This is a genomic window from Yersinia entomophaga (assembly GCF_001656035.1).
Classification (GTDB): Bacteria; Pseudomonadota; Gammaproteobacteria; order Enterobacterales; family Enterobacteriaceae; genus Yersinia; species Yersinia entomophaga.
Map to the genome: position 1 here is coordinate 3,594,535 of NZ_CP010029.1, position 25,183 is coordinate 3,619,717.

The window sequence follows — 25,183 nt, forward strand, 5'->3', positions numbered from 1 at the left end:
ATGATTCATATCGCTACCGAACGATTAACGTTGAGCACGATGACAGAACAGGATTGGCCACTTTTTTCACGGCTATATCAGGACCCGGAGGTGATTCGCTATATTTCCGATCCGCAGGATCTCGTCACCATTCAGACGCGTTTTGCTGTTCGCGTGCAGCCTTGGGACAGGACTTCAGACCATTGGCTGTGTTTGGTTATTCGCGAAAAAGCATCGGGGCAACCTGTTGGTATCACGGGATTTTTACCGGAATGGCAGCCTTTTCAGCAAGCGGAGGTCGGCTATGGCTTATTACCTGAATTTACCGGCAAAGGTTATGGTCAGGAATCGCTGGTGGCGGTGCTGGAATTTGCTTTTCAGCAATGTCAGTTTCATAAAGTGAAAGCGACGGTAACGGTAGGTAATCAGCCTTCCCGCGCCTTGCTGGAGCGCTGTGGTTTTCAACTGGAAGGAACCTTAAGAGACAATTTCAGCCTCAGTGGGAAATGGTGCGATGACTGGGTACTGGGATTGCTGGCCGATGAGTTTGCTGCGAGAAAAAATGCGTTGTTACTTTGAGGTAAAATAATTTCGTTAGCCTCTCGACAGTATTTCAGCGCTGCGATATGTTCTTAAAAGACCCGTGATGGTCTGCGTCGCTCGGACGGTCCGGGCGCTAACGTATCCTCGAGGAAATTATGGCTGAATTACCATCCAAACGTCGTTTTACCCGCATTGATCGCCTCCCACCCTATGTTTTTAATATTACTTCTGAGCTAAAGATGGCTGCGCGCCGCCGTGGCGAAGACATTATTGATTTCAGTATGGGTAATCCGGATGGGCCAACGCCGCCGCATATTGTAGAAAAATGTGTAGCGTTGCTCAACGTGAAGATACTCACGGCTATTCCACTTCGCGCGGTATTCCGCGTTTGCGTCGCGCCATTTCTCGTTGGTACGCCGATCGTTATCAGGTTGATATCGATCCGGAAAGTGAAGCTATCGTGACCATTGGTTCTAAAGAAGGGTTGGCGCATTTGATGCTGGCAACGTTGGATCACGGTGATACCGTTTTGGTACCGAATCCAAGCTATCCCATTCATATTTATGGCGCAGTGATTGCGGGCGCGCAGGTGCGCTCAGTTCCACTGACAGAGGGTATTGATTTCTTCGGTGAATTAGAAAGGGCGATTCGTGAAACCATTCCTAAGCCTAAAATGATGATTTTAGGCTTCCCATCAAATCCCACGGCACAGTGCGTCGAACTGGACTTTTTTGAGCGAGTGGTTGGGTTAGCCAAACAGTATGATGTGCTGGTGGTGCATGACTTAGCCTATGCAGATATTGTTTATGACGGCTGGAAGGCCCCTTCGATCATGCAAGTACCGGGTGCAAAAGACATTGCGGTAGAATTTTTCACCCTATCGAAAAGCTATAACATGGCCGGTTGGCGTATTGGCTTTATGGTCGGAAATCCCGAATTGGTCAGTGCGCTGGCGCGAATCAAAAGTTACCACGATTACGGTACTTTTACTCCGTTGCAGGTAGCTGCCATTGCTGCCCTGGAAGGGGATCAGCAGTGTGTGAAGGACATTGCCGAACAGTACCGTCAGCGCCGTAATGCATTGGTAAAAGGCCTGCATGAAGCTGGCTGGATGGTAGAAAATCCGAAAGCGTCAATGTACGTTTGGGCGAAAATTCCTGAGCCTTATGCGCATCTAGGTTCGCTTGAGTTTGCCAAGCGCTTGTTGTCGGAAGCGAAAGTCTGCGTTTCTCCGGGAATTGGCTTTGGTGATTATGGCGATACCCACGTGCGTTTCGCGCTAATCGAGAATCAGGATCGCATCCGGCAGGCGGTACGCGGGATTAAAAGTATGTTTCGCGTTGATGGCTTAATTAAACCGACTAAACTGGCCAACGGCGAATAAGATTAGCCACTCACTAGCCGGGCTGATTTTATTACCCGGTTAGTGTTTCTTGCTGCAAATATAGCTTTTTCAATAAGCTGAATGAGCCTCTTAAGGTTAGCTTCATCAAAATTGCGCCATACTCTTAGCTAAATAGTTTTTGACGTAAGACTTTTGTGGAGCATCACAATGAAGAATCGCTATTCTCTGTCTCAAATTACTCTGCACTGGCTAACGCTATTAATGGTGATTTTGACCTATTCAGCGATATTGCTCAGCGACGTCGTTCCTGATGAAGATCGGACGCTAGTAAAGAATCTGCACTTTAATTTTGGCCTTAGTGTCTGGGTATTGATGTTATTGCGGCTTTGGCTACGCCAACGTAACTCTTCTCCGGTTGTTACTCCGTCATTACCAAAGTGGCAGGCTGTTAGCGCCCATGCATTACATTGGCTGATATACCTGATGTTTTTGTCGTTACCGATATTAGGCGTGCTGGCTCAGGCCTACGGCGGCAAAACCTGGTATTTACTGGGCTGGCAAGTGCCACAGTGGGTTATGCCTAATTCTCAGGCCAGATCGTTAATTAAACAGGCCCATGAGCTTATTGCTACTCTGGGATATTTTGTTATCGGACTGCATACGCTGGCGGCGCTATATCATCACTATATTCGGCGTGATGACACGCTACGTAGAATGATGCCGGGAAAATAAAATGACAAAGGGCGCGGATGCGCCCTTATATGCCGCAAAAGGCGGCGGGGTTACTCTACCATTAACATGAAGGTGCCAATCCAAACCACCAACATGAAAGAGATACCCATAAAGAAATATTTCACTGAACAACTCCCCTTGGAGCTACCTCGCCAGCAATGATCCAACTTGTTGTGCAGAGTCTGAAAAGTAGATAAGTATCGCCCCAGCCTAGTTGAAGCCGTATGGTTACCAAGACAGCTCACTCGCTCGGATCTATCTAAAATGCCGGTCTGTCACTTTGACTACGGCAGGATCGCGCTAATGTAATCCCATAACTAGGGAGATATCAATACTGTATTTTTATGCACCCGATCACAGTTATAGGATTTTTACACAATTTATTAAGGTTATTTATCTGAAACGTGATGGAAATAACGATTTTTTAAATTTTAGATAAATAACAAATTGTTACCTTCTTTCTTTTCAATCACTCTATAGATTCAATTTTTCTGACTACCACATGGGCTTCGTAGCCCAGCAAATACAAAGCCTGCTCCAGTGCCTCGACTTTAGATGCGTAGTCCACGTCTAACAAACGCTCCATCTGAGCAGCATTCAGGCCAAGTTTCCGCGCTAGATCGGCTTTGCGAGTGCCGCTGGCGATCATTCCGTTATGTAACTCGGCTTTTAATGTGACCAATATCGGTAAATGTACCGAAAATTCATTGTCTTCTGGCATTGATGGCGCGGGAATAGAGCGTCTTTCTTCCATTTCCACCGCAATCGCGGTTTTAAGACTATCTTGAGCTTCTAGCTCTACATCCTCAATAGAATAGGTAACGGACTGTACTTCAGGAAAATCGCGAAAATGAATTTGATATTCGCCGCTGGTTTCATCAAAAAGGTAACTGGCTGGATAACTGAACACGGCGCGTACTCCTGTAGAGAGAAGTCTATCTAACATAGAGTAGAAAGACTTCTTTCTTACGGTAATGGGAAAAATGCTATTTAGAATTATATCTTACAATCATCAAATATCTCACATAATGAGATGAGTTCAGATGTTTTTTTGTTAATAAAAAAGTCTAATCGCTCACCGGGTTTGGCTATCACAGTATTTGCTTTACCATTATGCATAACCCCGCCAAATTGTTGCCTAAATCCTACGTTCTCTATATCGCGATTATTCGTTATGTCAGATATTTTACTTAACGGGATACGGCTATTGCAAAATGCAGAGTCATTTGACGAATAAATAATAGTATCGTACTTTTCTTGCAATAAATTTATTCTTTGATCATCAAGTGATTCGTTCTCACATGTATCATAATTTATATTTTCTACTATTTTTTTTGAATTTTTGTCGTAAGCAAAGAATGTAACACCACGAAGTATAGGTGTAGGTAATTTTTCATATTTTATACCGGTTTCTCCCGATGAGCTGACCGAAACACCAATGAATTCGTTATTAAATATAATGGACTTTTGCGGTTTTTCTTCTAACTTAATGGAGCCATCATAGCTAATGATTTTCTTCTTAATATTTTTATCTGATAGGATATACAGACATACTTTATTTTTAATGTTATTGACTGCCTCACATTGAGTCACATACATAAGTTTACTATTTTCTTTTACCGCATCGATTACATCGAGAGCAAATGTATTAAAATAAACACTTTTAATGTTATTTTTATTATCCAGACTAGCCAACATTGGCAGTTTGAATGAGCTGTTTGATATATTAATCACATTTCCATCAGAGGAAATACTACTATCTATATTAGGATAGGCCCACATATTTGCTGAATATGCAAGAAATGGATTTATATTATTGTTCTCATCATGATATTGATTAATCTCACTTCGTTCTTTTTTTAATAGGTTCCGACCAAAACCTACATCAGTGTTTTTTTCACCAGACACGGCAAGGATAGTTGGCCATACATCTAGCAATGTGCCCTGGTTAGTGATTTTTCTTCCAGAGATATCTTTTTTAATTATAATAAAATTATTTCTTCTATCGCTATCATGTCTGTTCAATATATGGCTAATATCATTAGCCATCATGTAATGATCTGAAACCAAAACAATAATAGTTTTGTCGGCATACTGGGATGACATAACTCTTTTTATAAATTGGCTTAGTAAATAATCAGAGCAAGATACTGCTTTTAACATGGGTTCAGTTATATTTTCAGAGATTTTCCCATCACATACAGGCAAAAATTGCCCTGACGGAGCATGGGTATTTACTGTTAAGAATGACAACATGAAATTCTGTTTTTCGGCTGAGAGCCTTTCAAACTCATTGTAAGCATGTTCAATAAGTATATCGTCATGAACTCCCCAGCCATTCATGAGTGTTTCGTCTGCAAGCCCGTTCTCTACGAAATATTCTTTATCAAATATGTTGTTCCAACCATGCTGACTCAGGAATTTATCGCCACCTGCGAATTCCTTATCACTCCCGCGAATAAACTCATTAGTATATCCTTTGCTTTGAAGATATTCACCTATGCAGCTTGCTGAGCTAAGAAACTTTGACATTGATGAAGCAGAATTACCTTGAGGCAGTGTGAATGGGATGCCACATTGAGTATTTACTAAACCCGCCATTGTCCAGCCGCTACCTTCATGTTGCCGGATATCGGTGAAATCTAGCGATTCATTGGCTATTTTTGTAATCTCAGGTAGATAATTAATACCATCAAGGTTTCTAAATGTATGTTCTAAGCTTTCAGCGTAAATAAATACAAAGTTGTATTTATTTCTTAATTCTGCATTGGGCTTTTTATAATATGATGTAGCGAATTCACTATCCCCATAATTAAGGTTTTTTAATGAGGATATTACATTTTTCGCAGATGTAGAGTTTGTGATAAAGAGTAATGTTCCAAAAGCAAACGCGACATCAAATAATTTACGTCTTGTTATTTTTCTTTTCTTTGAAATTATTGCAAATGTAATTATGGCTATAGGAGTAAAAGAAAATAAAATAGCAAAGGCAATGTTTGACTTTATATCATTTAAAGATGTTCCTTTTACACCGCTAAGCAAATGGTAATAAACGGAGTCAGTTACACCGTTGCCAGTAAATCGGTCACAAACAAACCAGAATCCGAATATTATTACACATAACGAAAGTGCTATAGCTTTCGTTACGATGAAATTCTGAGATTTGAACATTAAAATTAGTAATGTAGATAATAAGATATAATCCATGTTGCCCACTAATATATTAAAAAGTCATATAGTAATATTTTTATATAATTTTTTATTTTAATTAATTAATAATAATTAGGCAACAATTAAGTTGTCATTGTTGAAGTTATTCTGATCACGACAATTAGAATCTTGAAATTAATGCCTTTAAAAAGTTATATTTATCAATGTGATAAGCAGGATTTGTTTGTGGTGGGCAGCTTGAGATGAGATTTTATGGCTGATGCTGAATGAATGAAATAAAGAAATGGTGGCCCGATTTTACAGGTTGTTCTCTATCCGAAAAATTGCTGCTCTCTAAGATACGGGGATATATTGCAATTGCATGATTATTATGGTTTTTTTGTTTTTTAAGGCAGGTTGTTTTCCCCCTTCGGTCAGGTTGGTTTTCTGTATCGGTAACTCAATTTCTATATTTATTTTTAAGCCTACCGGGGGGAATATAACTCAGAGCACGGCTTTGGAGCGTTCGCGCCCTTGGGTACAGGATAGCGTGGTGATATCGCTATGTTTACCAGCATGATAGATATTTCCTGCTGGAAAAATGGCTGCTACAAATATGATTTTTAATCCCTTTCCCCATAGCACTAGAGCAATTGCGTAGAATCTGTATGCATTCTTCACCGTTCCAATCGTGCAGAATATATTTCAGCAAATAGAAGCCATGGCCTGATGGAATAGACTCAAAGAAATTTCCAGCGCCAATCGTGCATTGGGAAGCCATATTTTTGTGTCTGATGATTTTCGCGATTTTCTCAGCTACAGAAGGACTATAAAAAATAACCCCGACGGGATTCATGTTAGTTGCCAGGATGGTTAACATTAATGCTCCATTGCCGTCTCCGCTATCTATAATTCTATTGTAATCGTTAAAATTATAGACTGGAGTTACTTTCTGAACGAAATGTTGGGTCAGGTCAGCCATATCATTATTAAATTTATCTGCCTGCTCGGGATACAGGTCGTAGTGTTACCATATATCTAATTGATAATGTGGTTCCAGGTTACTTTTCTCTCGGTTATACCTTATTGAAACGAAGAGAAAACAAAGGATAATTCTCCCATCATTGCCAGCAGAAAAGGTTTAATGTTGCCAATAGTATTTTTATCTAAATCCGCCGCTGGGATAAATTAAAAAATTTTCTCGCTCATCATATTCCCGTTAACTTCCCAGAAAATGCCTCCGGCAGCCAGCAGCCTTAATCATCGATATGAATATTCTGATTTCACTCCGGTTATTTTGCCGGTTCGACAACGCTTTTAGGATATTAAAAGAGTCATTCTGCAACATTTAGTTTGGCCGTAACCTGAGCACGTGGGCTAATTGATAACCATATACGATTTCCCAAACCTGTTTGGATGACTCGGGAGAAAATCTTGGTTTCAGCATAATATTTTGGTCGCAGCAAGAGATAACACAAGTATAGTTAATGAATAGAGAGCGCTTCTGTGGGCGCTGCTCAGAATTTAGTTCTTTCAACGGAATATTTTGATCTTCACGTTAGCCCGCATCTTGGCAGTTATGTTCATATTTTGTGGCTTAGTCAGGTTTATCTGAAGCTGATAACATAATTTCATTCATGATTGGCTGATACCCATATGATTCCTGTTTGTTCGCGGCGAACAATGTCTTACCATAGCGATCACTTTTTCTTATATGACTGTGTGGATAACCGATGCGTTATTGGGCTGCTATTTTACCTATGCTTACTTTGCTGACCGCCTGTAGCAATCAACCGACACCTTTAGCCACGGCATCTCAGAAGGGAGGTTTTCTTCTGGAACCAGCGCATACAGGTCATATGCTAAGTGGTGATTTCGCGACTAACCCGGCGGCAAACCGTTTTGTCGATAAAATGGTGCGAGAACATGATTTTGACCGTCAGCAATTACATGATGTATTAGCTCAAGCTCAACAATTGGATTGGGTTATTCGTTTGATGGATAAACAGGCACCCACCAGCCGGCCACCGTCTGGCCCTAATGGTGCTTGGAATCGCTATCGCAACCAGTTTATTACACCGGATAACCTACAAAATGGCATAGCTTTCTGGAATCAATATCAAGATGCGTTGCAGCGAGCTTATGAAGTTTACGGCGTTCCTCCAGAGATCATTGTTGGCATTATCGGGGTGGAAACCCGCTGGGGTCGCGTAATGGGTAAAACCCGCATTATTGATGCTTTGGCTACGTTGTCATTCAGTTATCCGCGCCGCGCAGAATTCTTTAGCGGCGAGCTGGAAACCTTCCTGCTAATGGCGCGTAAAGAGGGTAACGATCCGCTTTCCCTGAAAGGGTCTTACGCCGGAGCCATGGGTTACGGTCAGTTTATGCCGTCATCTTTCAAGAGCTATGCGGTTGATTTTGATGAAAATGGCCATACCAATCTTTGGGATCCCGTTGACGCCATCGGTAGCGTGGCCAACTATTTTAAAGCCCACGGCTGGCAGAAAGGTGGCAAAGTTGCCGTTCAGGCTATCGGGCAGGCTCCTGGGCTAGATAATGGATTTAAAACCCGATATTCCGTTGCTACTTTAGCCGCAGCGGGGCTACAGCCAAGGGATTCTCTCGATGGCTATCAGGAGGCCAGCCTGCTGCGCCTTGATGTTGGCACCGGCTATCAATACTGGTATGGATTACCCAATTTCTACACCATTACTCGTTATAACCATAGCACTCATTATGCGATGGCCGTTTGGCAGTTAGGCGAGGCGGTTGGCCGCGCGCGCCAAGGCTATTAAGCTTATTGCTATCGGTTAACACGTTGAATATTGGGCTATTCATTACGTATTGACGAAGGTTTTATTGACTATTTGTGGGTCGCTTCGGCGACCCATTTTTATCTATTTAGCTCCAAGGTAATATGTATATCCGTACTCTTATTCATGTTTATTCGTGAGTTTGCTGGTCTCCGATAGGATAAAAAGTGTAAAATACAGGCTTACAAAGGTCATAGCCTTTAATTTAACGTATTTTAAAATTTATTCTATTTAGTATTAAGGGGTTATCGTGACAGCATTACCTAATTGTCCAAAGTGTAGTTCCGAATTTACCTGGCAGAACGGTGAGCAGCTTAACTGCCCTGAGTGCGGCCATGAATGGTCTGAAAATGGCAATGTGGCTGAGGATGAAGAAGGCCTGGTTGTGCGCGATGCCAACGGTAATTTGTTGGCAGATGGCGATGCGGTAACCGTCATTAAAGATTTGAAAGTGAAAGGCAGCTCTTCAACTCTGAAAATCGGTACCAAAGTAAAAAGCATCCGTTTAGTTGAAGGCGATCATAATATTGATTGTAAAATCGATGGCTTTGGTCCGATGAAGTTGAAATCAGAGTTCGTAAAAAAAGCTGATTAACAGAGATTTAGAGTAATACGGCTGATAACGGGCAGTTTTTATGATTTATCGGCCATTTTCTTTAACCATTGGATAAAAACGTTAATTTTTGGCCACTGGCGTTCTGATAACGTCGAAATGTAATAGCGCTGTTCGCATACCACTTCCATCCCTGGGAAGGGCATAATCAACTCCTGATTTGCCAGACGACGCGCTACCAGTTTTTTTCTCCCCATGGCGATACCCACGTGGTTGATTGCTGCGAGAATGGCTAAATCAGAACGATCAAATCCCATACTGCGCTGTGTGGTATCCAGCGTAACTCCGGTTCGTCGGCTCCAATCCTGCCATTCACTGATATCCGAGTCCCGGCTCCATGCCTGTCGATCGTGTAGAAGCGTACATTGGCGTAGATTGATCAAATTTCCATAAAGCTGATGTTTTTCCGCATATTCTGGGCTACACACTGGCACCATTGACTCATCCATCAGGTGTTCATACGACAACTTTTCCGGCGTTTTATCATCGTAGTAAATGGCCAGATCTATGCCACCGCCGAGAAAATTGACGTTGTCATTTCCGGTCATAATATTCAGGTTGATGGCCGGATAATGATGAGCAAAATCAGCGAGTTTAGGCACCAGCCAGCATTGGGCAATCGACGGGCGAGAATAGACTGTAAGAGTGCCGGATAACTCCTGATTTTTAATTTCTAGAACTTCCTGATTAAGGTAATCAAGGGAGGATTTCAGCGCCCAAAATACCCGTTCGCCTTCACTGGTTAACTCAATTCTCCGGTGAAACCGCTGGAATAATTTAAACCCCAATTCATCTTCGAGGCCATTTATACGATGGCTTACGGCGCTGGGACTAATTGATAACTCATTGGCCGCTAAGGCAAAAGATTTATGCCGAGCCGCAACTTCAAACGTATAGAGTTTTGATAGCTGATAGCCATTAAGAAGTTGATTGCGGTGGATATAGGCGTTTTCCGGGTACATAGGGGATCTGCTCACTTTATTTTGTCTAAATATTATACCGATTTACATTTTCACTACATGATAAGGGTTAGTTAATGTGATTCAAATCGTACTTATATCGTAAAATATGACCTATTTGGCATATTTGATCCAATATGGCTCATCTGAAAGCGTTTTTTTATCGTTTGTCAGCCCCTATCAACTCTTATTCAATAAAGCCACAAGAAAACTATTGGTTGAGGTTGGATATGGACTCACAAATATGGGTAGTGGGGACGTTATTAACAAGTATCATCATTATTATATTCGCCATAGTAAAACTAAAGATTCACCCTTTTCTGGCGCTATTGTTAGCCAGTTTTTATGTCGGCCTGTTAATGGGTATGAACCCACTGGAAATGGTTAACTCCATTGAAAGCGGAATCGGCGGCACACTAGGATTTTTAGCAGCTGTTATTGGTTTAGGCACCATCTTAGGCAAGATGATGGAGGTCTCCGGTGCGGCTGAACGTATTGGCATAACTCTGCAACGATGCCGTTGGTTATCACCAGACGTCACTATGGTTCTGGTCGGGTTGGTGTGCGGTATTACCCTGTTTGTTGAAGTTGGGGTGGTATTACTGATTCCGCTGGCATTCTCTATTGCCAGAAAAACCAATACCTCATTGTTTAAATTAGCTATTCCTTTGTGTACGGCATTAATGGCCGTTCACTGTGTGGTTCCACCACATCCAGCAGCTCTTTATGTGACCAATGCATTGGGCGCAGACGTAGGAACGGTCATTGTTTACGGATTATTTGTAGGATTGGTAGCTTCATTAATTGGTGGGCCATTATTCCTGAAGTTCGTGGGTAATCGGTTACCGTTTAAACAAGTACCCGCTGAGTTCTCTGAATTTCAGGTACGTAGAGAAGAAGATCTGCCTTCGCTAAGCGCCACATTATTTACCGTATTACTGCCTATTATTCTGATGTTGATGAAAACTGCGGCAGAACTGAATATGGAAAAAGGTTCTTCGTTATATTCATTTTTAGAGTTTATTGGTAACCCAATAACGGCGATGTTTATTGCAGCTTTTGTGGCCTACTACACTCTAGGTATCAGACAAAATATGGGTATGACTACCCTGCTGAAAAAAACCGAAGACAGTTTTTCATCTATCGCGAATATTTTATTAATTATCGGTGCCGGTGGGGCATTTAATGGAATATTAAAAGCCAGTGGCTTGGCGGATACTCTGGCCGTGATCTTATCTAATATGGATATGCATCCAATTTTACTGGCCTGGCTGGTAGCGATTATATTGCACGCGGCGGTAGGTTCTGCCACCGTGGCGATGATGGGCGCGACGGCGATTGTTTCGCCAATATTGCCGATGTATCCCAATGTCAGCCCTGAAATCATTACGTTGGCGATTGGTTCCGGAGCGATAGGCTGCACTATCGTGACCGACTCATTATTCTGGCTGGTAAAACAATATTGTGGTGCAACGTTGAGTGAAACCTTTAAATATTATACCACGGCAACGTTTATCGCTTCGTTAATTGCCTTGGCGGCGACTTTTTTACTTTCTTACCTTATTTGATCAACAAAGAGATATTCCATGAAAAAGACAGAAATTGATAAATTAATTACCGACTACCCTTTAGTCAAAAATCTTATCAATCTGGAAGAGGTTACTTGGTTTAATCCTTTGTCCACCACGTTGGAACAGGGCTTGCCCTATGTAGGGTTGACGCAAGAAGATGTGGCTGAGGCGGAAGCCCGTTTACAGCGCTTTGCGCCTTATTTTTGCCAGGCGTTTCCTGAAACGCAAAAGACTCAGGGTATTATTGAGTCGGAGATCGTTGCGATTCCAGAAATGCAGAAAACTCTGCAACAGCGCTATAACTGTGAAATTACGGGCCGTTTATTGCTAAAGAAAGATAGCCATTTGCCTATTTCCGGTTCGATTAAGGCGCGCGGCGGTATTTATGAAGTATTAACACATGCGGAAAAATTAGCTAACCAGGCTGGTTTACTATCTGAAACTGATGATTATGCCAAACTGTTTTCCGAGCCTTTCCGCGAGTTTTTTGGCCGCTATCGGATTGCGGTCGGCTCAACCGGTAATTTGGGAATGTCTATTGGCATTATGAGTGCCAAGCTCGGATTTAGTGTCAGTGTGCATATGTCCGCCGATGCTCGGGAATGGAAGAAAAAGAAACTACGAGAACATGGTGTTAACGTAGTGGAATATGAGCAAGACTATGGCGTTGCCGTAGAGCAGGGGCGTAAACAGGCAGAATCCGATCCCGATTGTTTCTTTATCGATGATGAGAATTCGCAAACTTTATTCCTCGGATATTCAGTGGCTGGAAATCGTCTGAAGCAGCAATTTGCCGAGCAAAATATCCTGGTTGATGAGGATCACCCGCTGTTTGTTTACCTGCCATGCGGTGTTGGCGGTGGCCCCGGCGGCGTAGCTTTCGGATTGAAATTAGCTTTCGGCGATAATGTACACTGTATTTTTGCCGAACCAACGCATTCTCCATGTATGTTACTGGGCGTGTATACCCAGCTACATGACAATATTTCAGTGCAGGATCTCGGCATTGATAATATAACTGCTGCAGATGGTCTGGCCGTGGGTCGCGCCTCAGGTTTCGTTGGAAGAGCGATGGAGCATCTATTAGATGGCTTCTATACCCTGAGCGATAGCGAAATGTATGACCTGCTCGGATTGCTAGCTCTTGATGAGGGAATCCAGCTAGAGCCTTCTGCTCTCGCAGGTATGCCAGGAGCGGCTCGGGTAACAAGTTCTCCAGATTATCTTAGCAAGCATGGTTTTAGCCCAGAGAAAATGAAAAATGCAATCCATTTGGTCTGGGCGACCGGTGGGGGTATGGTGCCAGCAGCGGAAATGAGTAAATATCTCGCTACCGCGAAAATTTAGGTTAGCTGCATTTAATCTCAGTTGACGTGAATAAATGATATTCAAGGGCCACCTTATTTTAGGTGGCCCCTGTTGTTAATGGTGTTAGCCAATTCATCGGCATCTTCATTGACCGATATATTTTCACACAGAGTTATCAGGCTTCTGGATGTCCGTCTATAGCTGCGGCTAAATCTCGATATTCTTCACATTCAGTACCGCATAGGTCTTTAATTGTCGCCAATTCGGCTTTAGCCAGATCGGGGCGACCTTTAATCATATAAGCCTCACCGAGATATTCGCGAACTTTAGGATAATGAGGATCAAGGGCAATTGAGCGTTGATAATAACTAATTCCTTCGTCTGTACGACCTAATTTTCGGGTGGCATAACCACGATAATTCCATGCTTCACGGGTATTTGGTTGTTTTAACGTATCCAATAGATCCAAAGCTTCCTGATAGCGGCCCGTTTTTGCCAAATGATATGCATACTGTGTTTTATCACTGTCGCTGACCATGCTGGTTTTTTCCACCACACAACTATTGGTTTTGGTGTCATAAACCTGGCCCTTTGGGCAATCCGGCGTTTTATTCGAATCATCTCCCATTGCATGAGTTAGTGTAGGGACCAGTAATAAACTGGCGAGCAAACATATCGACGGTAATTTTTTCATAGTATTAGAAGCCGGATGGCTTTTCATCATGATGTCCTGTTTTGAGGCAACATCGAGTGTCGCTGTTTTCACGGAGAGAGTAGCAACTGATGACCGCAGTGAGGATAAAAACTGGCTCAATAACTAGCCATACCCGCAGGGGCCACTCTCTAAGTAAATACTGAATCGCAGGATAATCAAGGTGGGTATGTTTATAAGAATAGGGGGGATATTCGTATTCTTAGGGCTTAGTGGTTAACGGGTGCTTTAACTAACTATTCAATAAGATTTTTTGGTTGGTTGCTATGATATTGGTTCTCGATCAGATTATTATCAGATACGAATTTGATGACGAAAATTAGCGATGCAGTCAACTCAAAATTGGTTAGGTTAATAAGAAGATAAATATATCTGTAATTATAGAGTACGTAGCCAGATACTGCCGCGTACTCCATTCTGGGGAAAAAACTTTGCAATCATCTATCATAGGCATGATAGGTTTTTGATTAGCGGTTTGGCGTAATATCCGATGCCAAACGGTCTATTAGCTCTACGACTTCATTACTTGCCGTCTCCATATGTTCAAGAGCCGACGTCATTGCATCTATATCGCTGTCAAAAAAAGCACTAAGCGCTAAACGGCCAGAATGATGAACTGCCGCATGAGGTTTTTCTAACAGTTGATAAGCAGAGTAATGGGCAAGATTACGGCCATCACCTGCTGCATACCATTTGCCTAAACGGCATTCCGTGTGCGAATTCACCTGAACACTATCGTTATTATCTAGCAATAGTTTATATATTTGTAATTTCCATATGACATGATCAATTTTAACAATGTTAAGAAACTGTAGGTTGGTAATGAATGCAATAATTGATTGCATATGAGAAGAACGGGTAATAACGATATTGATTGAATCTACGATATTAGAAATATCTTTCTTAATATGCTCAATTAATGGTTTTTGTTCTGATACTATGCTACAAACTTTGACTGTATTATCTTCAATAGATTTTGTTAACTGAAATATATCATCGGTACTTTCTTTGACTTCGCCAGACAATGATTTTATTTCCTTTGCTATCACGCTAAATCCGCGACCTTTGTTCCCTACATGAGCAGCTTCAATTGCTGAGTTTATTGCGATAAGATTAGTCTGGTTTGATAGTTTGTTTATTTCGGATACGCAACCTTTAATTTGGTCGATTGATTTTCTAAACTCAGTTAATGAATCGGTACTATGGTTAGCATTCGTCTCAATATGAACAATAAAGTTGACCAGTTTTTCCAGCGCTTGCTTTGCCTCGTCGTTTCTTTGATTGAGTTCGTCTATTGCATTTTGTTCGCGTTTGAGGTCGTTGCTGGAATTGAGCAGCGAGTCACGAACCATCTCTAGAGTTGAAACCCCGGTTAAAAGTTGCTGGCAAATAATCCTTTCGTAGGGCGTGCGTTGAGAGATACTCTCCGTGTTCGACTCCGTTGAATTTAAGGGGGTAATATCATGCTGTAAATTTGACTTAGTAGAGAATAACATCTGATTTATTTTTTTTAGCATAGTGAACATTCATATTGTTATATTGACGGAATATTTTATACTTTAGGTGTTCTTAAAATGGTGATCCAAGTCATATCAGTTAATATTTAATTTTTATTATAAAAATATGAGCGATTTTATAAAGAAAATGAAGGTTTATTATTGATGTTGATTCTCGGATACATATATGGAGAAAGGTAGGGGGCTGACGGCGATTAACTGTGTTGTTGAAAGGCTTAATGAGGGTGACCAACAAAAGCTATTTAAATTTATTATTGAAGTTATCTATACGGAACGTTAATTTTAAACTTTACATGTAAAAACGATGTTCACCGATTTTTTTATCAGTAAAATTTTCCGTTTGTTACACGGAAAAGAGCAACGGTGGACATGAATAGATTATTATGAGCGCTATTGATAGTAGCGGATTATAATTTCTAAGAATACAGCAGAAGTTAATTCATAATATGTTCGGTATATAATCAATTTAAACTGCGGTTATACTCTTTTTGCCTACTTCTTTATACACACTTTTTGGAATAAACGGCAGCCAGTCAGGTTGGGAGTCGAAGCCGCCGATCAGTTGCCATTGGGTGTTTACGGAAGCAGAGATTTCAATTAAGCGCATGACTATATGCTTACCGCAACGGATAAAGCAGGGAACTCCGCCACAGCTCAGGGTTCAGTCACGATTGATGCAATCGGTCCACACTTGACGTTGCAGATTTATTCGTCCAACGACATTTTTGTAGGAAATATTATCGGTAACGTTCGGCCGACTTTCTCTGGTCAGATGGATCCGGGTATTCGTATTACCGTTTCTATTGCGGGGGGAACATATGATGTCATAGCGGATGAAGGAGGCGACTGGAGCCGCACAGTACCTGTTTCGCCAAGGATGACTCTTGGGATTACGAGAATATCGCCGCGGATGTTGCCGGTATTACCCGTCTGAACCGCCAATATTTAGAGCCGCTGGAATGAACCAAGAGGTATGGACTTTGTGCGTCGCTAAGTTTGTAGGGTTTGTCTTTTGATTTAGCGCCTCGGATAGCCGTATTGGTTAACGGCATGAGTGTTCCTTACAATAAAGGGGTACATTATTGTTCGAACCGATTATACCCTGTTTAGTACCCCGATAACGTTAGGCTGTAGCGGGTTTGAAAGGTCTGTTATGGGATGTGGTTTTAATTTAACTTGTTGTTTTAAATTGAATAAATTTTTTTTGGGATGTATTGGGAAGGTGTCGTGGTGTCCCCGACTGGAATCGAACTTTTATCTTAATTACATGTTTTTAATGCTTATTTTTAATTTTAAGTTAATTGTTTATACATATCGCTATACGTTTATTTTCGGGCTTATAGCGATATGACTGATAATCAGTTTTCACATGACTAATTCTAATCGATAGAAACTTCACGAATTTCTTGATTTTTACTTACTGTCCTTCCCTGTCCTTTATTAGTGTTCATTGCCCTTCAAAATCAGTCCCAAAAAATCAGTCACACAAGATAAACTCATTGCCTGCTTTTTATACTAAAATCACTTGTTTTATTCCCGCAAAAAACTAGTAATCTAAGGGCGTCCGATAGACTCTTAAGCAAACCAATGGAGTATTCAGTAAATAGTTGTTAATTTTACAAAGTGTTACATTTATTTTTTTTCAATAAATTTCAGCTTAATTAACTGAAATTTATATTAACTCATATTAACTCGATACGAATAAATACTAACTGATACTAAGTAATACCAACTCAATGATGAAAAACATTGGATATTTTTATTAAAAGGTAAAAACACAAGAAATAGTTTTGTTGGGAGTGCCAAGTCATGAACTTTACAGAAAGCATATTGCGTGTAAGTCTATAGGCATCCGAGGGGATTTAGTTGTATTGCTCTCAGATTATAGTTATTTACGTTTCTTTACGAATGAGGCTGCTTATCCATATTTATCTATATTTATCAATATTCACTCTTGGCAGTACAAAAAATAACTACAAACCAGAGTGTGATTTGGCATAGTTCTCTAACCCTATATTTACATCGGCTAGGGGAAATGTAAGTCTAATAGTGTCTTCACACATTTATACAAGTCTATTAAAGGATAACTTTATGGAGCGGGATTCTATTGCCATAAATAATATGGCAAAAAGGTTAATACGGTTACCCGATGTGATGTCTATTACCGGGTTAAAACGTTCTACTATTTATTTCAAGATGAAAGAAGGGAACTTCCCTAACAATATCCCTATCGGAGAACGATCCGTTGCATGGGTAGAGGGGGAAGTAATTAATTGGATTGATGGAAATATTTCAAAGAGAGAAATGAGATGCTAAAAGAATTACCGTTAACTCCGCATGATGCCGAAATTAATGTGATATCAACGTATCAACCTATGTTGTTCACCCCTGAGCAGGGGGATGGTGGTTATGCGATTCGAGTAATAGAAATCTATCGGTTACATAACATGTTCCCATTGTTGGATAAATTCGAAGAATTAACGGGATATGCCGCACCTAGGCTTGTTTGCACGCCAGATGAAATAAATATGTTAGTCGAGCGAGGACGTAAGATTAACCAACAGGAAGAAGTTAATGTAAGAACTATTGAAAATGAATTAAACCTAGTCGGCCGTGAGCTGGGTAATGCTCAACGAGGAATAAGTAGTTTATCAAGTTACAATGGCAGTGTCCGTAGTTTAGTTGCTTCTGTTCAGGCAAAGTCTGAACTTACACAACGACGTTTAGCTGATGCCCAAGATAAACTAGCGGCTCGTAGAGGACTATTAGGGCTGTTACGTAGTCATGTTGAATTGATGCTGAGCCATAGTGTTAAAGGATTCAAAAATAAGATTATGGAGTTCTTACCATTAGATTCTTTTTCATCCAATACATACAAAGATGGTTGGAGTAGTACTGGATTAAAATCACATGTATATGCATGGAATGAGCTAAATAAATTAGAGTTAGCACTGAAAGAGATCATATCTAGGTGCACCGTACCTACGGATAAGTATTTAATTGCTCATGGCGGAGTTGAATTATCAAAATTAAAGAAAAAATATTATCAGCCTGAGTCAGAGGGAATGCGAGATTTTATGTCGGCTGATGATTTTTCTAAGTTAATGCTGAGTAAGGAATCATGGGCTAACAACAAGGTTAAAATTGCAAAGCAACATTTATAATAATTTATTAGAACTAACCCCTATATTAAATAAAGGTTAAAAATAATGGTCAGAGTTAATCCTCCTGCTATGGCGGGACAGTTTCATGCAAATTTTGTTGGTGGAATAAAATCACGATTTGATAGTGAGAAAAGTTTTTCAATATCGGAGTCAGCGGAGAATCAGTTGCGTATATCTATGCTGGAATCCGGTTGGATGATGAATAATATTACTTTATGGGATGTAGATGAAGAAGAAGGACAAAATATTGAAATTGGTGAATCTGCTTTACATACAGGACGAACTATTGAAGGACGTTTTAGCCGAGGATTAAAAATAGAGGGTTCTAACTATTCACTCGCAGATACGGATTCTTGTGCTTCGCTTTCGTATCAACGAATGAGTGCCATTGCTAATGTTGGGGGTATTGAACATTTTACCCAAACTGTTTCTGATTTCTTCGGCATGGCTATTTCATTGGATATGCTGAGAATTGGTTTTAATGGTCAACGTATTTCTTATCCGACAGATCCAATTGCTAATCCTAAAGGTGAAGATGTCAATATAGGTTGGCACGCAATAGCCAAAGGATTTAATAACGGTTCTCAAGTTATAACTGACGCCATGACATTGGGGGAGGGCGGGGATTTCCCCCATTTGGATGCGTTGGCTAATCATATTATTACTGAAAAGATACCCGAAAGTTTTAGGGAAGATCCCCGTTTAGTGGTGATGGTAGGTGCAGAGTTAGCCGCAGCGGAACGGATGCGCTTATTTAACTCCGCAGATCGTCCGGCTGATATTGCAGCAGCGCAGATGTTAACGAGTTCGGTGGCTGGTCGTTTTGCTTTTGTTCCGCCATTTATGCCGGGTAAACGCTTGGTGGTGACCACATTGAGTAATCTACATATTTATACCCAAAAGATGAGTAGACGCTTTAGGGCTGAATTTATTGATGAGCGCTGCGTGTATGAACACAGTTATTGGCGTAATGAAGGCTACGCGTTAGGTAATAATTCTCTGTATGCAGCAGTAGATGAAAATGCAATTAGCTTAGTGCAAAGGTCAGGTAGCTAATGACAAATTCACAATTAACTACCGGCTGGATATGTGTGGCCACGGAAGGTGAGACAATAGACGGGCGTCAGATTGAATCCCAATGGTTGGCGGATATGGCCAAAATCTACGATGTGCGCACCTACACGGCGCTGATTTGGGAAGAGCATTTACGTGATAGGGATAATTTAGGGGAAGTGCTGGCGCTGCGTAGCGACGTACAGAACGGTATTACCCATCTTTATGCCCGAATCCGCCCTACGGCCAAGCTGGTGAGTTTCAATGAGCAGGGGCAAAAGCTGTTTTGCTCCATCGAAGTGGAAGAAGATTTTCAGGACAAAGGTCATTTTTATTTAAGTGGTTTGGCGGTTACTGATAGCCCTGCCAGCATTGGCACTGACCGGTTACGTTTTAGTGCTAACCGTTCTTATTTTTCTAAGCGTGGTGTTAAAGCAAAAATAAGTAAGCCAAGGGAATTTAGTTTATCAGACGCCACTATTATGGCTGGTAAAGGCTGGGTTTCCGCAATAGCGCTGAGTTAATTCTTATATTACAGATAAGAAATACCCGGCTGCTGGGCCGGGTATGGTTCTCTACTATCGGAAAATAACAATGATAAATAATTCAATTAATGCTGATTTGACTATCTCACTCACCGTTATTTCCGTCAATAAAATAGGTTCGGATATATACGGTTATATTACTGACAAAAGTATTTATGCTTTAGGTTCTATGCCACGGCGTTTTAATTCCTGCCGGGCTAGCTCTTTAAACCAATTACCAAGGCTTACGCCATCTTTAGCCGCTTCCGCATTAAGTTGTTCACGCAGTTCTGGCGCGATACGAATTTGGAATGTTGGCGATAGACCTTCACCTTTCGGGCTTTTATCTCGTTTTATAGTTGACACGTACGTACATAACCTCATAAGCTGTCTTTCGTTAGGTACGTACGTTAACACGGCGTACCGACAAAATACAGCGGCCCGTCAAGGTGCTACCAACACCAAGCCGGGCCTGACCATCATGTTAGAGGAACTAACGCAATGGCTACGTCAAAGTGTACCTACATCTTTGCGGCGATCAACCGCACCCAACAGAAAATTAGCCCTGTCATGCTGCATATCACCGCAGAGAATGAGAAGACGGCCCGCCGCCGTTATGCCGCAGATTACATACTGCTTTTTGCCGGGCGTTTGCCTGTGCAGGAGGCATAGCATGACGACTAAATATAATTTAGCGCAGGGAAGTGTAGATAAAGTTCTACGGGCCATGCTGGTTTCAGAATTAATGAGAGAGTTATTGTACTCAAAAAATGAAACCCCACAGCCTCATGTTAATTCAGTCAATATAGCGGCTGTCTTTGATTGTATTTATGAAGATTTAGATTCTGTATTGGATAACGAATTTGACAGGGGAAAGAATGAAAGCCGTTAATTTATTCCCGTCACTGTTATTTCTTTTCATATTTACAATGGAGACGCCGCGATGAGCAGTCAATTTGTCTCTGAAACGCTGCAAGCGGCCCGTGGGCGTTGGCCGCATATTTTGCCAGCGTTGGGTATTACCGTGCCGGATAATGGTAAACACGGCGCTTGCCCGAAGTGTGGCGGTAGTGATCGTTTCCGCTTTGATGATCAAGGGGGCCGTGGCACATGGATTTGTAGCCAGTGCAGTCATGGTGATGGGCTGGATCTCATTCGTTTGGTTTCTGGCAACGGGGCATTTCAGGCGGCAACTGAGGTGGCCAAGGCGCTAGCCTTACCGAATGCACCGCAGGAAGCGATTAAGCCTGCCAGAAATGAAATCCCCGAAGAGCGAAAAAAGGCGATGGTGGCCAAGGCTTACCACGCTTTGCTAGCCCATTGCAGCAGCGGAGAAAACAGTTATCTGGCTGATAAGGGGCTGTCTGGCCATAGCCAATCCATTACGCAGGATGTTCATAAAACGGGAGGGATGGACTTCCCGGCAGGTTCTTTGCTGTTACCGCTAACTGATATCGACGGCAAGTTAACCGGTGGCCAGCTTATCAGCCCGTTAGGTGACAAGCGGTTATTGCCCAATACCGTACTTAAAGGGGCGTTTATTGCGGTTCACCCATTAGAGGCAGGGGATAACCCGGAGCTGGTTGTTATCACTGAGGGTTATGCCACAGCTTTAACGCTGGATATGTTAACTGATGGGCTGGTTGTGGCGGCAGTCGCGGCTAACAACCTGCCGAACGTGGCGCAACACCTGCGCCATAAATGGCCCGATGCGCGGTTGATTATCGCCGGGGATAATGATTTTGATGATGGTAAAGAGAACACCGGCAAGCAGTGGGCCGAGAAAGCCGCTAAAGCAGTAGATGGTTGGGTATCACTACCACCAACCCGTCATAAAGCAGATTGGGATGATTACCGCCGTGATAACGGGCTGGAACGGGCTAAAGAAGCCTTTCGGGAAGAAATGATCCTGTTTGGTAAAGGCAAAACCAAACTGCCGCAGGGGTTCCGCTTAACGCAGGAATATCTTTGGTATGACAAGTTGGTGAATAAGTCTGATGGTGATACCGAAATCCGCAATATCAAACTGTGCAGCCCGGTAAGAGTCACGGCGATTACCTGCGATTCTGACGGCGGCAACTATGGCCGCTTGCTGGAATGGGAAGACACCAACGGTATCAGCCGTAAGTGGGCCATGCCGATGGAGATGCTCAGTAGCAGCGGGGAAGAGCTGCGGCGCATTCTGTTGAGTAATGGCCTGTCTTATATCAGTACCACCGGGCAGGCGCGGGCGCATTTGATGGAATACCTTTCCCTGTGCAAGCCAGAGCGCAAGGTAACTTGTGTTAATAAAACCGGCTGGCATGGTTCGGTTTATGTGCTGCAAGACGAAGTGATCGGCGTTGGGGCTGAGTCGGTAATCTTACAAACCGCCAGCGTACAGGGGCGGGATTTCAGGACTGCCGGAACACTGGACGAATGGCGCGATCAGGTTTCCCGTTATTGCGTCGGTAATGGCCGGGTGGCGTTTTCGGTCAGTCTCTCTTTTGCCTCACCACTGTTAAAATTGGTCGGTGTGGGCGGCGGTGGTTATCACCTGAAAGGGGAATCAACGGACGGTAAAACCACCACGATGAAAGTGGCAGCTTCAGTTTGTGGTGGCACTGACTTCTGGCATACGTGGCGCTCCACCGGTAACGCGCTGGAGGGCACCGCCAGCCGCCGCAATGATGCCACCCTAATGTTAGACGAAATACGGGAAGTGGATGGCAGAGAGGCCGGGAATATCGCCTATATGCTGGCGAATGGCCAAGGGAAAGCGCGGGCGCGTACTGACGGCAGTTTGCGCGAGGCTAATCGCTGGTGTCTGTTGTTTCTGTCTACTGGTGAATTGTCGTTAGTCGAACATGCGGCCAACGCCGGAGAGCGTACTTATGCCGGGGTGGAAGTACGGATGGTACAGATCCCCAGTGATTCCGGTAAGCATGGTGTATTTGAAGAGCTGCACGGTTTTACCGGAGGTAAAGCCCTGTCGGAGCACTTGGAACAGGCGGTTGCTTCCTGCTATGGCGAGCCGTTCCGTGCTTGGTTGCGGCTGTTAACCGCAGACCTGACCGGCATGACCAGCAAGGCCAAGATACTGCTAAAAGAATACACCCGGCTGCTTACCCCGGAGAACGCCGGTAATCAGGTGGGCCGCGCAGTTACCCGTTTTGCACTGGTGGCAATGGCCGGAGAGTTAGCCACACAAGTGGGGATCACCGGCTGGCCAGAGGGCGAGGCGTTCCGGGCAGCACAAACCTGCCTTAATGCGTGGATGGGGGATCGTGGCCACACCGCCAATCAGGAAGACGCCGCCGCACTGGAACAGGTGAAAGAGTTCATTACCCGTAATCAGTTCAGCCGCTTTGCTGACTGGCATGACGAGCGCAGCCGCCCGGCTAACATGGTGGGCTTCCGGCGAGTGGATAAAGGCAATAACAAAGAAGATGCGGTGACAACTTTCTTTATTTTGGCCACCGGTTGGAAAGAAATCTGCAAGGGATTTGATGCCAAGAAAGTGGCTCAACTCTGCGTCAAGGCCGGTTATCTCGATGTGCCAGAGGATGCCCGGACACAGAAAAACATTCGCCTGCCAGAAATGGGGCTGAAACGGGTCTATCAGTTTAATAGCACGGTTTTAGGTTAATACACTTACGTGAGTCTTATTTAGAACTGGTAACACTGGTAACAGAGGTAACAACCATAAGCCGCAAGGGGTAGAGCTGTTACCAGTAGTAGAGGGCTATTGGTAACACTGGTAACAGAAATCAGCCTGTTACCACTGGTTACCAGTTGATAATGCCTAGTGGTAACTAATTTTATCTATATAAATCAATGGTGTTACCAGCGTTACCACTGATACCAGTTACAGACGTAAGAGACAATATAAAAACGAGTCAGTTCGAGGCTTATTTTCTGGCCGGCGGTTCTGGCTTTAAATAGAGGGGCCATATCAATATGCGAGTTTTTAAAGTTATTTGTCCAGATTGCGGTACACCCGCTCATATTCGTAAAACTAACCGCAAGCATAGCCATATAGCGGATCTCTATTGTGCCTGTACCAATGTTGAATGTGGCCATACCTTTGTGATGAATGCGACCTTTTCCCATACCCTTAGCCCCAGTGCGTTAACGCATAGCCGGTTAATTAAGGACTTGGTAGACCATATATCACCGCAGGAACGGCAAGAGGCTATCCGGCTATTGCAAGTGGCCCATAAAGATGAGGAACAACAGCAGGCAATCAGTGACGCAAAACCGCAAATTACGCGCAGGGTGAGCAAGGATTACGTGACCAACCGTTAGCCCGGTGTTACCACTCTGGCGCTCGATTTTCTTCCCGGCCCTGTACTGTGTTTTTCAGTTAGCCCAAAATGACCTTGCCCCGCGAAGCCACGCCCGGCAAGGGTTTCAACATTTCCCCCACGCTATTATCTCACCCAACTTTTCCCATCCTCGCCACGTAAAATAAAATACTTGTTTTAAATCATATGATTAAAACTTTAAGCGGTAAGGTTAGAAAAAGCGAAACTGAAATTTAGTGAAATTCTTTTCAATCTTTTCAGTTGGGATTATCAGCCAGAGCCCCAGCCACGGCGCGGGCTGGCGCTAGGGTTTGTAGGAATATAAAACTGAAATAAGTTTATAAAGCAAAGTGTGCAGGCGGGTGCGGTGTAGTGCCATTTCCGTCATATTTATATTTTTCCATGAAACGATAGAGAAATTCAGTCAATTAGTTTTATCAACTTGAATTGATTATTTGATCCGTGTCACAGCAGAAAATTTACTTGCAATGTGCATGATTTTTATACTTGAAATTGCTTTCAATAAGAATTCTTAATGAGTAATGTAACTTACTATTACTGAAAATAAATCGAGGTGATTATGTCGTTACAGCTCTTAAGACAAGCCATTCAGGCTCGTAAACCAATTTCATTTGAATATAATAAGCCTGGAAAGATTCCGGGTGAACGAATTGGTAATCCTCATGCTATTTTTATTATGAGAAAAAAAGACCAATCTGAGTCTACAAAAGTACATATAGTTCAAGTGGGCGGTGTCACAGATAGCGCACCTAATTTCCCAGAGTTTAGACTGTTTGATATTGCTGAAATTTCAAACATTAAAATTATTGATGCAGGTGCTCCATTTGCAATTGATGGTGGCTATAATCCTCATTGGGATGGATATAAGAATGTGATTGCGAAGGTATAAT

24 protein-coding genes and 3 pseudogenes are annotated in these 25,183 nt (G+C 42.6%); 17 read left to right on the forward strand and 10 right to left on the reverse strand.

Annotated features, from left to right (window positions below; translation table 11 throughout):
- The 3 genes and pseudogenes from PL78_RS16200 (at position 1) to PL78_RS16210 (ending at position 2,599) form a co-directional block, all read left to right on the forward strand.
- Positions 1–558, forward strand: a complete 558-nt coding sequence (locus PL78_RS16200) for a GNAT family N-acetyltransferase (protein ID WP_064517070.1) — start codon at positions 1–3, stop codon at positions 556–558.
- A gap of 119 nt (positions 559–677) precedes the next feature.
- Positions 678–1,906 (forward strand): annotated as a pseudogene (alaC, locus tag PL78_RS16205) (alanine transaminase).
- A gap of 168 nt (positions 1,907–2,074) precedes the next feature.
- The gene (locus PL78_RS16210; protein WP_064517072.1) at positions 2,075–2,599 is read left to right on the forward strand and encodes a cytochrome b; all 525 of its coding nucleotides are present in this window, start codon (positions 2,075–2,077) and stop codon (positions 2,597–2,599) included.
- A 50-nt stretch (positions 2,600–2,649) separates the two neighbouring features.
- On the opposite strand, the gene ypdK is transcribed toward PL78_RS16210, so the two are convergent.
- The 4 genes from ypdK to PL78_RS16225 form a co-directional block, all read right to left on the reverse strand.
- Positions 2,650–2,724 (reverse strand): membrane protein YpdK, encoded by a 75-nt coding sequence (ypdK, locus tag PL78_RS20355; protein WP_120805928.1) that lies wholly within the window; start codon positions 2,722–2,724, stop codon positions 2,650–2,652.
- A 344-nt stretch (positions 2,725–3,068) separates the two neighbouring features.
- A complete protein-coding gene (locus tag PL78_RS16215) occupies positions 3,069–3,509 on the reverse strand; it encodes a type II toxin-antitoxin system HicB family antitoxin (protein ID WP_064517074.1) in 441 nt (146 codons plus the stop codon).
- Between the two features lie 86 nt (positions 3,510–3,595).
- Positions 3,596–5,806, reverse strand: a complete 2,211-nt coding sequence (locus PL78_RS16220; RefSeq protein ID WP_084414343.1) for a phosphoglycerol transferase I — start codon at positions 5,804–5,806, stop codon at positions 3,596–3,598.
- A gap of 511 nt (positions 5,807–6,317) precedes the next feature.
- Positions 6,318–6,731 carry a methyltransferase gene (locus PL78_RS16225; RefSeq protein ID WP_064517078.1) on the reverse strand — a complete coding sequence of 138 codons (414 nt, stop codon included), beginning with the start codon at positions 6,729–6,731 and terminating at the stop codon, positions 6,318–6,320.
- Between the two features lie 751 nt (positions 6,732–7,482).
- On the opposite strand from PL78_RS16225, the gene mltB reads away from it, so the two are divergent.
- Together mltB and PL78_RS16235 are read left to right on the forward strand one after the other, a co-directional pair.
- Positions 7,483–8,547: a lytic murein transglycosylase B gene (gene mltB, locus PL78_RS16230; protein ID WP_064517079.1), complete on the forward strand. Its 1,065-nt coding sequence runs from the start codon at positions 7,483–7,485 to the stop codon at positions 8,545–8,547.
- A gap of 268 nt (positions 8,548–8,815) precedes the next feature.
- Complete coding sequence (locus PL78_RS16235) at positions 8,816–9,160, forward strand: zinc ribbon domain-containing protein YjdM (protein ID WP_064517080.1); 345 nt, start codon at positions 8,816–8,818, stop codon at positions 9,158–9,160.
- A gap of 38 nt (positions 9,161–9,198) precedes the next feature.
- Here the strand turns inward: PL78_RS16235 and dsdC are convergent, their stop codons facing one another.
- On the reverse strand, positions 9,199–10,140 hold the full coding sequence (gene dsdC / locus PL78_RS16240) for a DNA-binding transcriptional regulator DsdC (protein WP_064517081.1): 942 nt from the start codon (positions 10,138–10,140) through the stop codon (positions 9,199–9,201).
- 227 nt (positions 10,141–10,367) lie between these two features.
- Here dsdC and dsdX point away from each other — a divergent pair, with 227 nt between their 5' ends.
- Both dsdX and PL78_RS16250 read left to right on the forward strand, forming a co-directional pair.
- Positions 10,368–11,705 (forward strand): D-serine transporter DsdX, encoded by a 1,338-nt coding sequence (gene dsdX / locus PL78_RS16245; protein ID WP_064518503.1) that lies wholly within the window; start codon positions 10,368–10,370, stop codon positions 11,703–11,705.
- Positions 11,706–11,723: 18 nt separating this feature from the next.
- On the forward strand, positions 11,724–13,055 hold the full coding sequence (locus tag PL78_RS16250; RefSeq protein ID WP_064517082.1) for a D-serine ammonia-lyase: 1,332 nt from the start codon (positions 11,724–11,726) through the stop codon (positions 13,053–13,055).
- Positions 13,056–13,191: 136 nt separating this feature from the next.
- On the opposite strand, the gene PL78_RS16255 is transcribed toward PL78_RS16250, so the two are convergent.
- From PL78_RS16255 to PL78_RS20360, 3 genes and pseudogenes are all read right to left on the reverse strand, one after another.
- A complete protein-coding gene (locus PL78_RS16255; RefSeq protein WP_120805930.1) occupies positions 13,192–13,710 on the reverse strand; it encodes a tetratricopeptide repeat protein in 519 nt (172 codons plus the stop codon).
- 485 nt (positions 13,711–14,195) lie between these two features.
- Entirely contained in the window at positions 14,196–15,245 is a 1,050-nt protein-coding gene (locus PL78_RS16260; protein ID WP_120805867.1) for a methyl-accepting chemotaxis protein, read from the reverse strand.
- Positions 15,246–15,732: 487 nt separating this feature from the next.
- A pseudogene (locus PL78_RS20360) lies at positions 15,733–15,852 on the reverse strand (SRPBCC family protein); the annotation flags it as partial.
- A 6-nt stretch (positions 15,853–15,858) separates the two neighbouring features.
- Here PL78_RS20360 and PL78_RS20485 point away from each other — a divergent pair.
- On the forward strand, positions 15,859–16,179 hold the full coding sequence (locus PL78_RS20485) for an Ig-like domain-containing protein (protein WP_064517085.1): 321 nt from the start codon (positions 15,859–15,861) through the stop codon (positions 16,177–16,179).
- Here the strand turns inward: PL78_RS20485 and PL78_RS20995 are convergent.
- Positions 16,175–16,297 (reverse strand): annotated as a pseudogene (locus tag PL78_RS20995) (integrase arm-type DNA-binding domain-containing protein); the annotation flags it as partial. The gene PL78_RS20485 and the pseudogene PL78_RS20995 sit on opposite strands and share 5 nt — an antisense overlap.
- Before the next feature lie 1,039 nt (positions 16,298–17,336).
- Between PL78_RS20995 and PL78_RS16270 the strand changes: the two are divergent.
- Genes PL78_RS16270 through PL78_RS16285 form a run of 4 tightly spaced genes read left to right on the forward strand, consistent with a single transcriptional unit; the run spans position 17,337 to position 19,986 of the window.
- Positions 17,337–17,561: an AlpA family transcriptional regulator gene (locus PL78_RS16270; RefSeq protein WP_005172029.1), complete on the forward strand. Its 225-nt coding sequence runs from the start codon at positions 17,337–17,339 to the stop codon at positions 17,559–17,561.
- Complete coding sequence (locus PL78_RS16275) at positions 17,555–18,409, forward strand: hypothetical protein (protein WP_064517086.1); 855 nt, start codon at positions 17,555–17,557, stop codon at positions 18,407–18,409. Before PL78_RS16270 ends, PL78_RS16275 begins: the two co-directional genes overlap by 7 nt.
- Positions 18,410–18,454: 45 nt before the next feature.
- On the forward strand, positions 18,455–19,465 hold the full coding sequence (locus tag PL78_RS16280) for a P2 family phage major capsid protein (RefSeq protein WP_064517088.1): 1,011 nt from the start codon (positions 18,455–18,457) through the stop codon (positions 19,463–19,465).
- The gene (locus PL78_RS16285; protein WP_049689496.1) at positions 19,465–19,986 is read left to right on the forward strand and encodes a GPO family capsid scaffolding protein; all 522 of its coding nucleotides are present in this window, start codon (positions 19,465–19,467) and stop codon (positions 19,984–19,986) included. The genes PL78_RS16280 and PL78_RS16285 overlap by 1 nt, the downstream gene beginning before the upstream one ends.
- A 174-nt stretch (positions 19,987–20,160) precedes the next feature.
- On the opposite strand, the gene PL78_RS16290 is transcribed toward PL78_RS16285, so the two are convergent.
- Positions 20,161–20,352: a toxin-antitoxin system HicB family antitoxin gene (locus tag PL78_RS16290; RefSeq protein ID WP_005172017.1), complete on the reverse strand. Its 192-nt coding sequence runs from the start codon at positions 20,350–20,352 to the stop codon at positions 20,161–20,163.
- Between the two features lie 135 nt (positions 20,353–20,487).
- Here PL78_RS16290 and PL78_RS16295 point away from each other — a divergent pair, with 135 nt between their 5' ends.
- The 5 genes from PL78_RS16295 (at position 20,488) to PL78_RS16315 (ending at position 25,182) form a co-directional block, all read left to right on the forward strand.
- Positions 20,488–20,658 carry a host cell division inhibitor Icd-like protein gene (locus PL78_RS16295; protein ID WP_004703797.1) on the forward strand — a complete coding sequence of 57 codons (171 nt, stop codon included), beginning with the start codon at positions 20,488–20,490 and terminating at the stop codon, positions 20,656–20,658.
- Between the two features lies 1 nt (position 20,659).
- Positions 20,660–20,878 (forward strand): hypothetical protein, encoded by a 219-nt coding sequence (locus PL78_RS16300; RefSeq protein ID WP_032912789.1) that lies wholly within the window; start codon positions 20,660–20,662, stop codon positions 20,876–20,878.
- A 51-nt stretch (positions 20,879–20,929) separates the two neighbouring features.
- Complete coding sequence (locus PL78_RS16305; protein ID WP_064517090.1) at positions 20,930–23,614, forward strand: DUF927 domain-containing protein; 2,685 nt, start codon at positions 20,930–20,932, stop codon at positions 23,612–23,614.
- A 311-nt stretch (positions 23,615–23,925) separates the two neighbouring features.
- Positions 23,926–24,273, forward strand: a complete 348-nt coding sequence (locus tag PL78_RS19740; protein ID WP_071925605.1) for an Ogr/Delta-like zinc finger protein — start codon at positions 23,926–23,928, stop codon at positions 24,271–24,273.
- A 579-nt stretch (positions 24,274–24,852) separates the two neighbouring features.
- Positions 24,853–25,182 carry a WYL domain-containing protein gene (locus PL78_RS16315; protein ID WP_049634905.1) on the forward strand — a complete coding sequence of 110 codons (330 nt, stop codon included), beginning with the start codon at positions 24,853–24,855 and terminating at the stop codon, positions 25,180–25,182.
- Position 25,183: the final 1 nt, after the last annotated feature.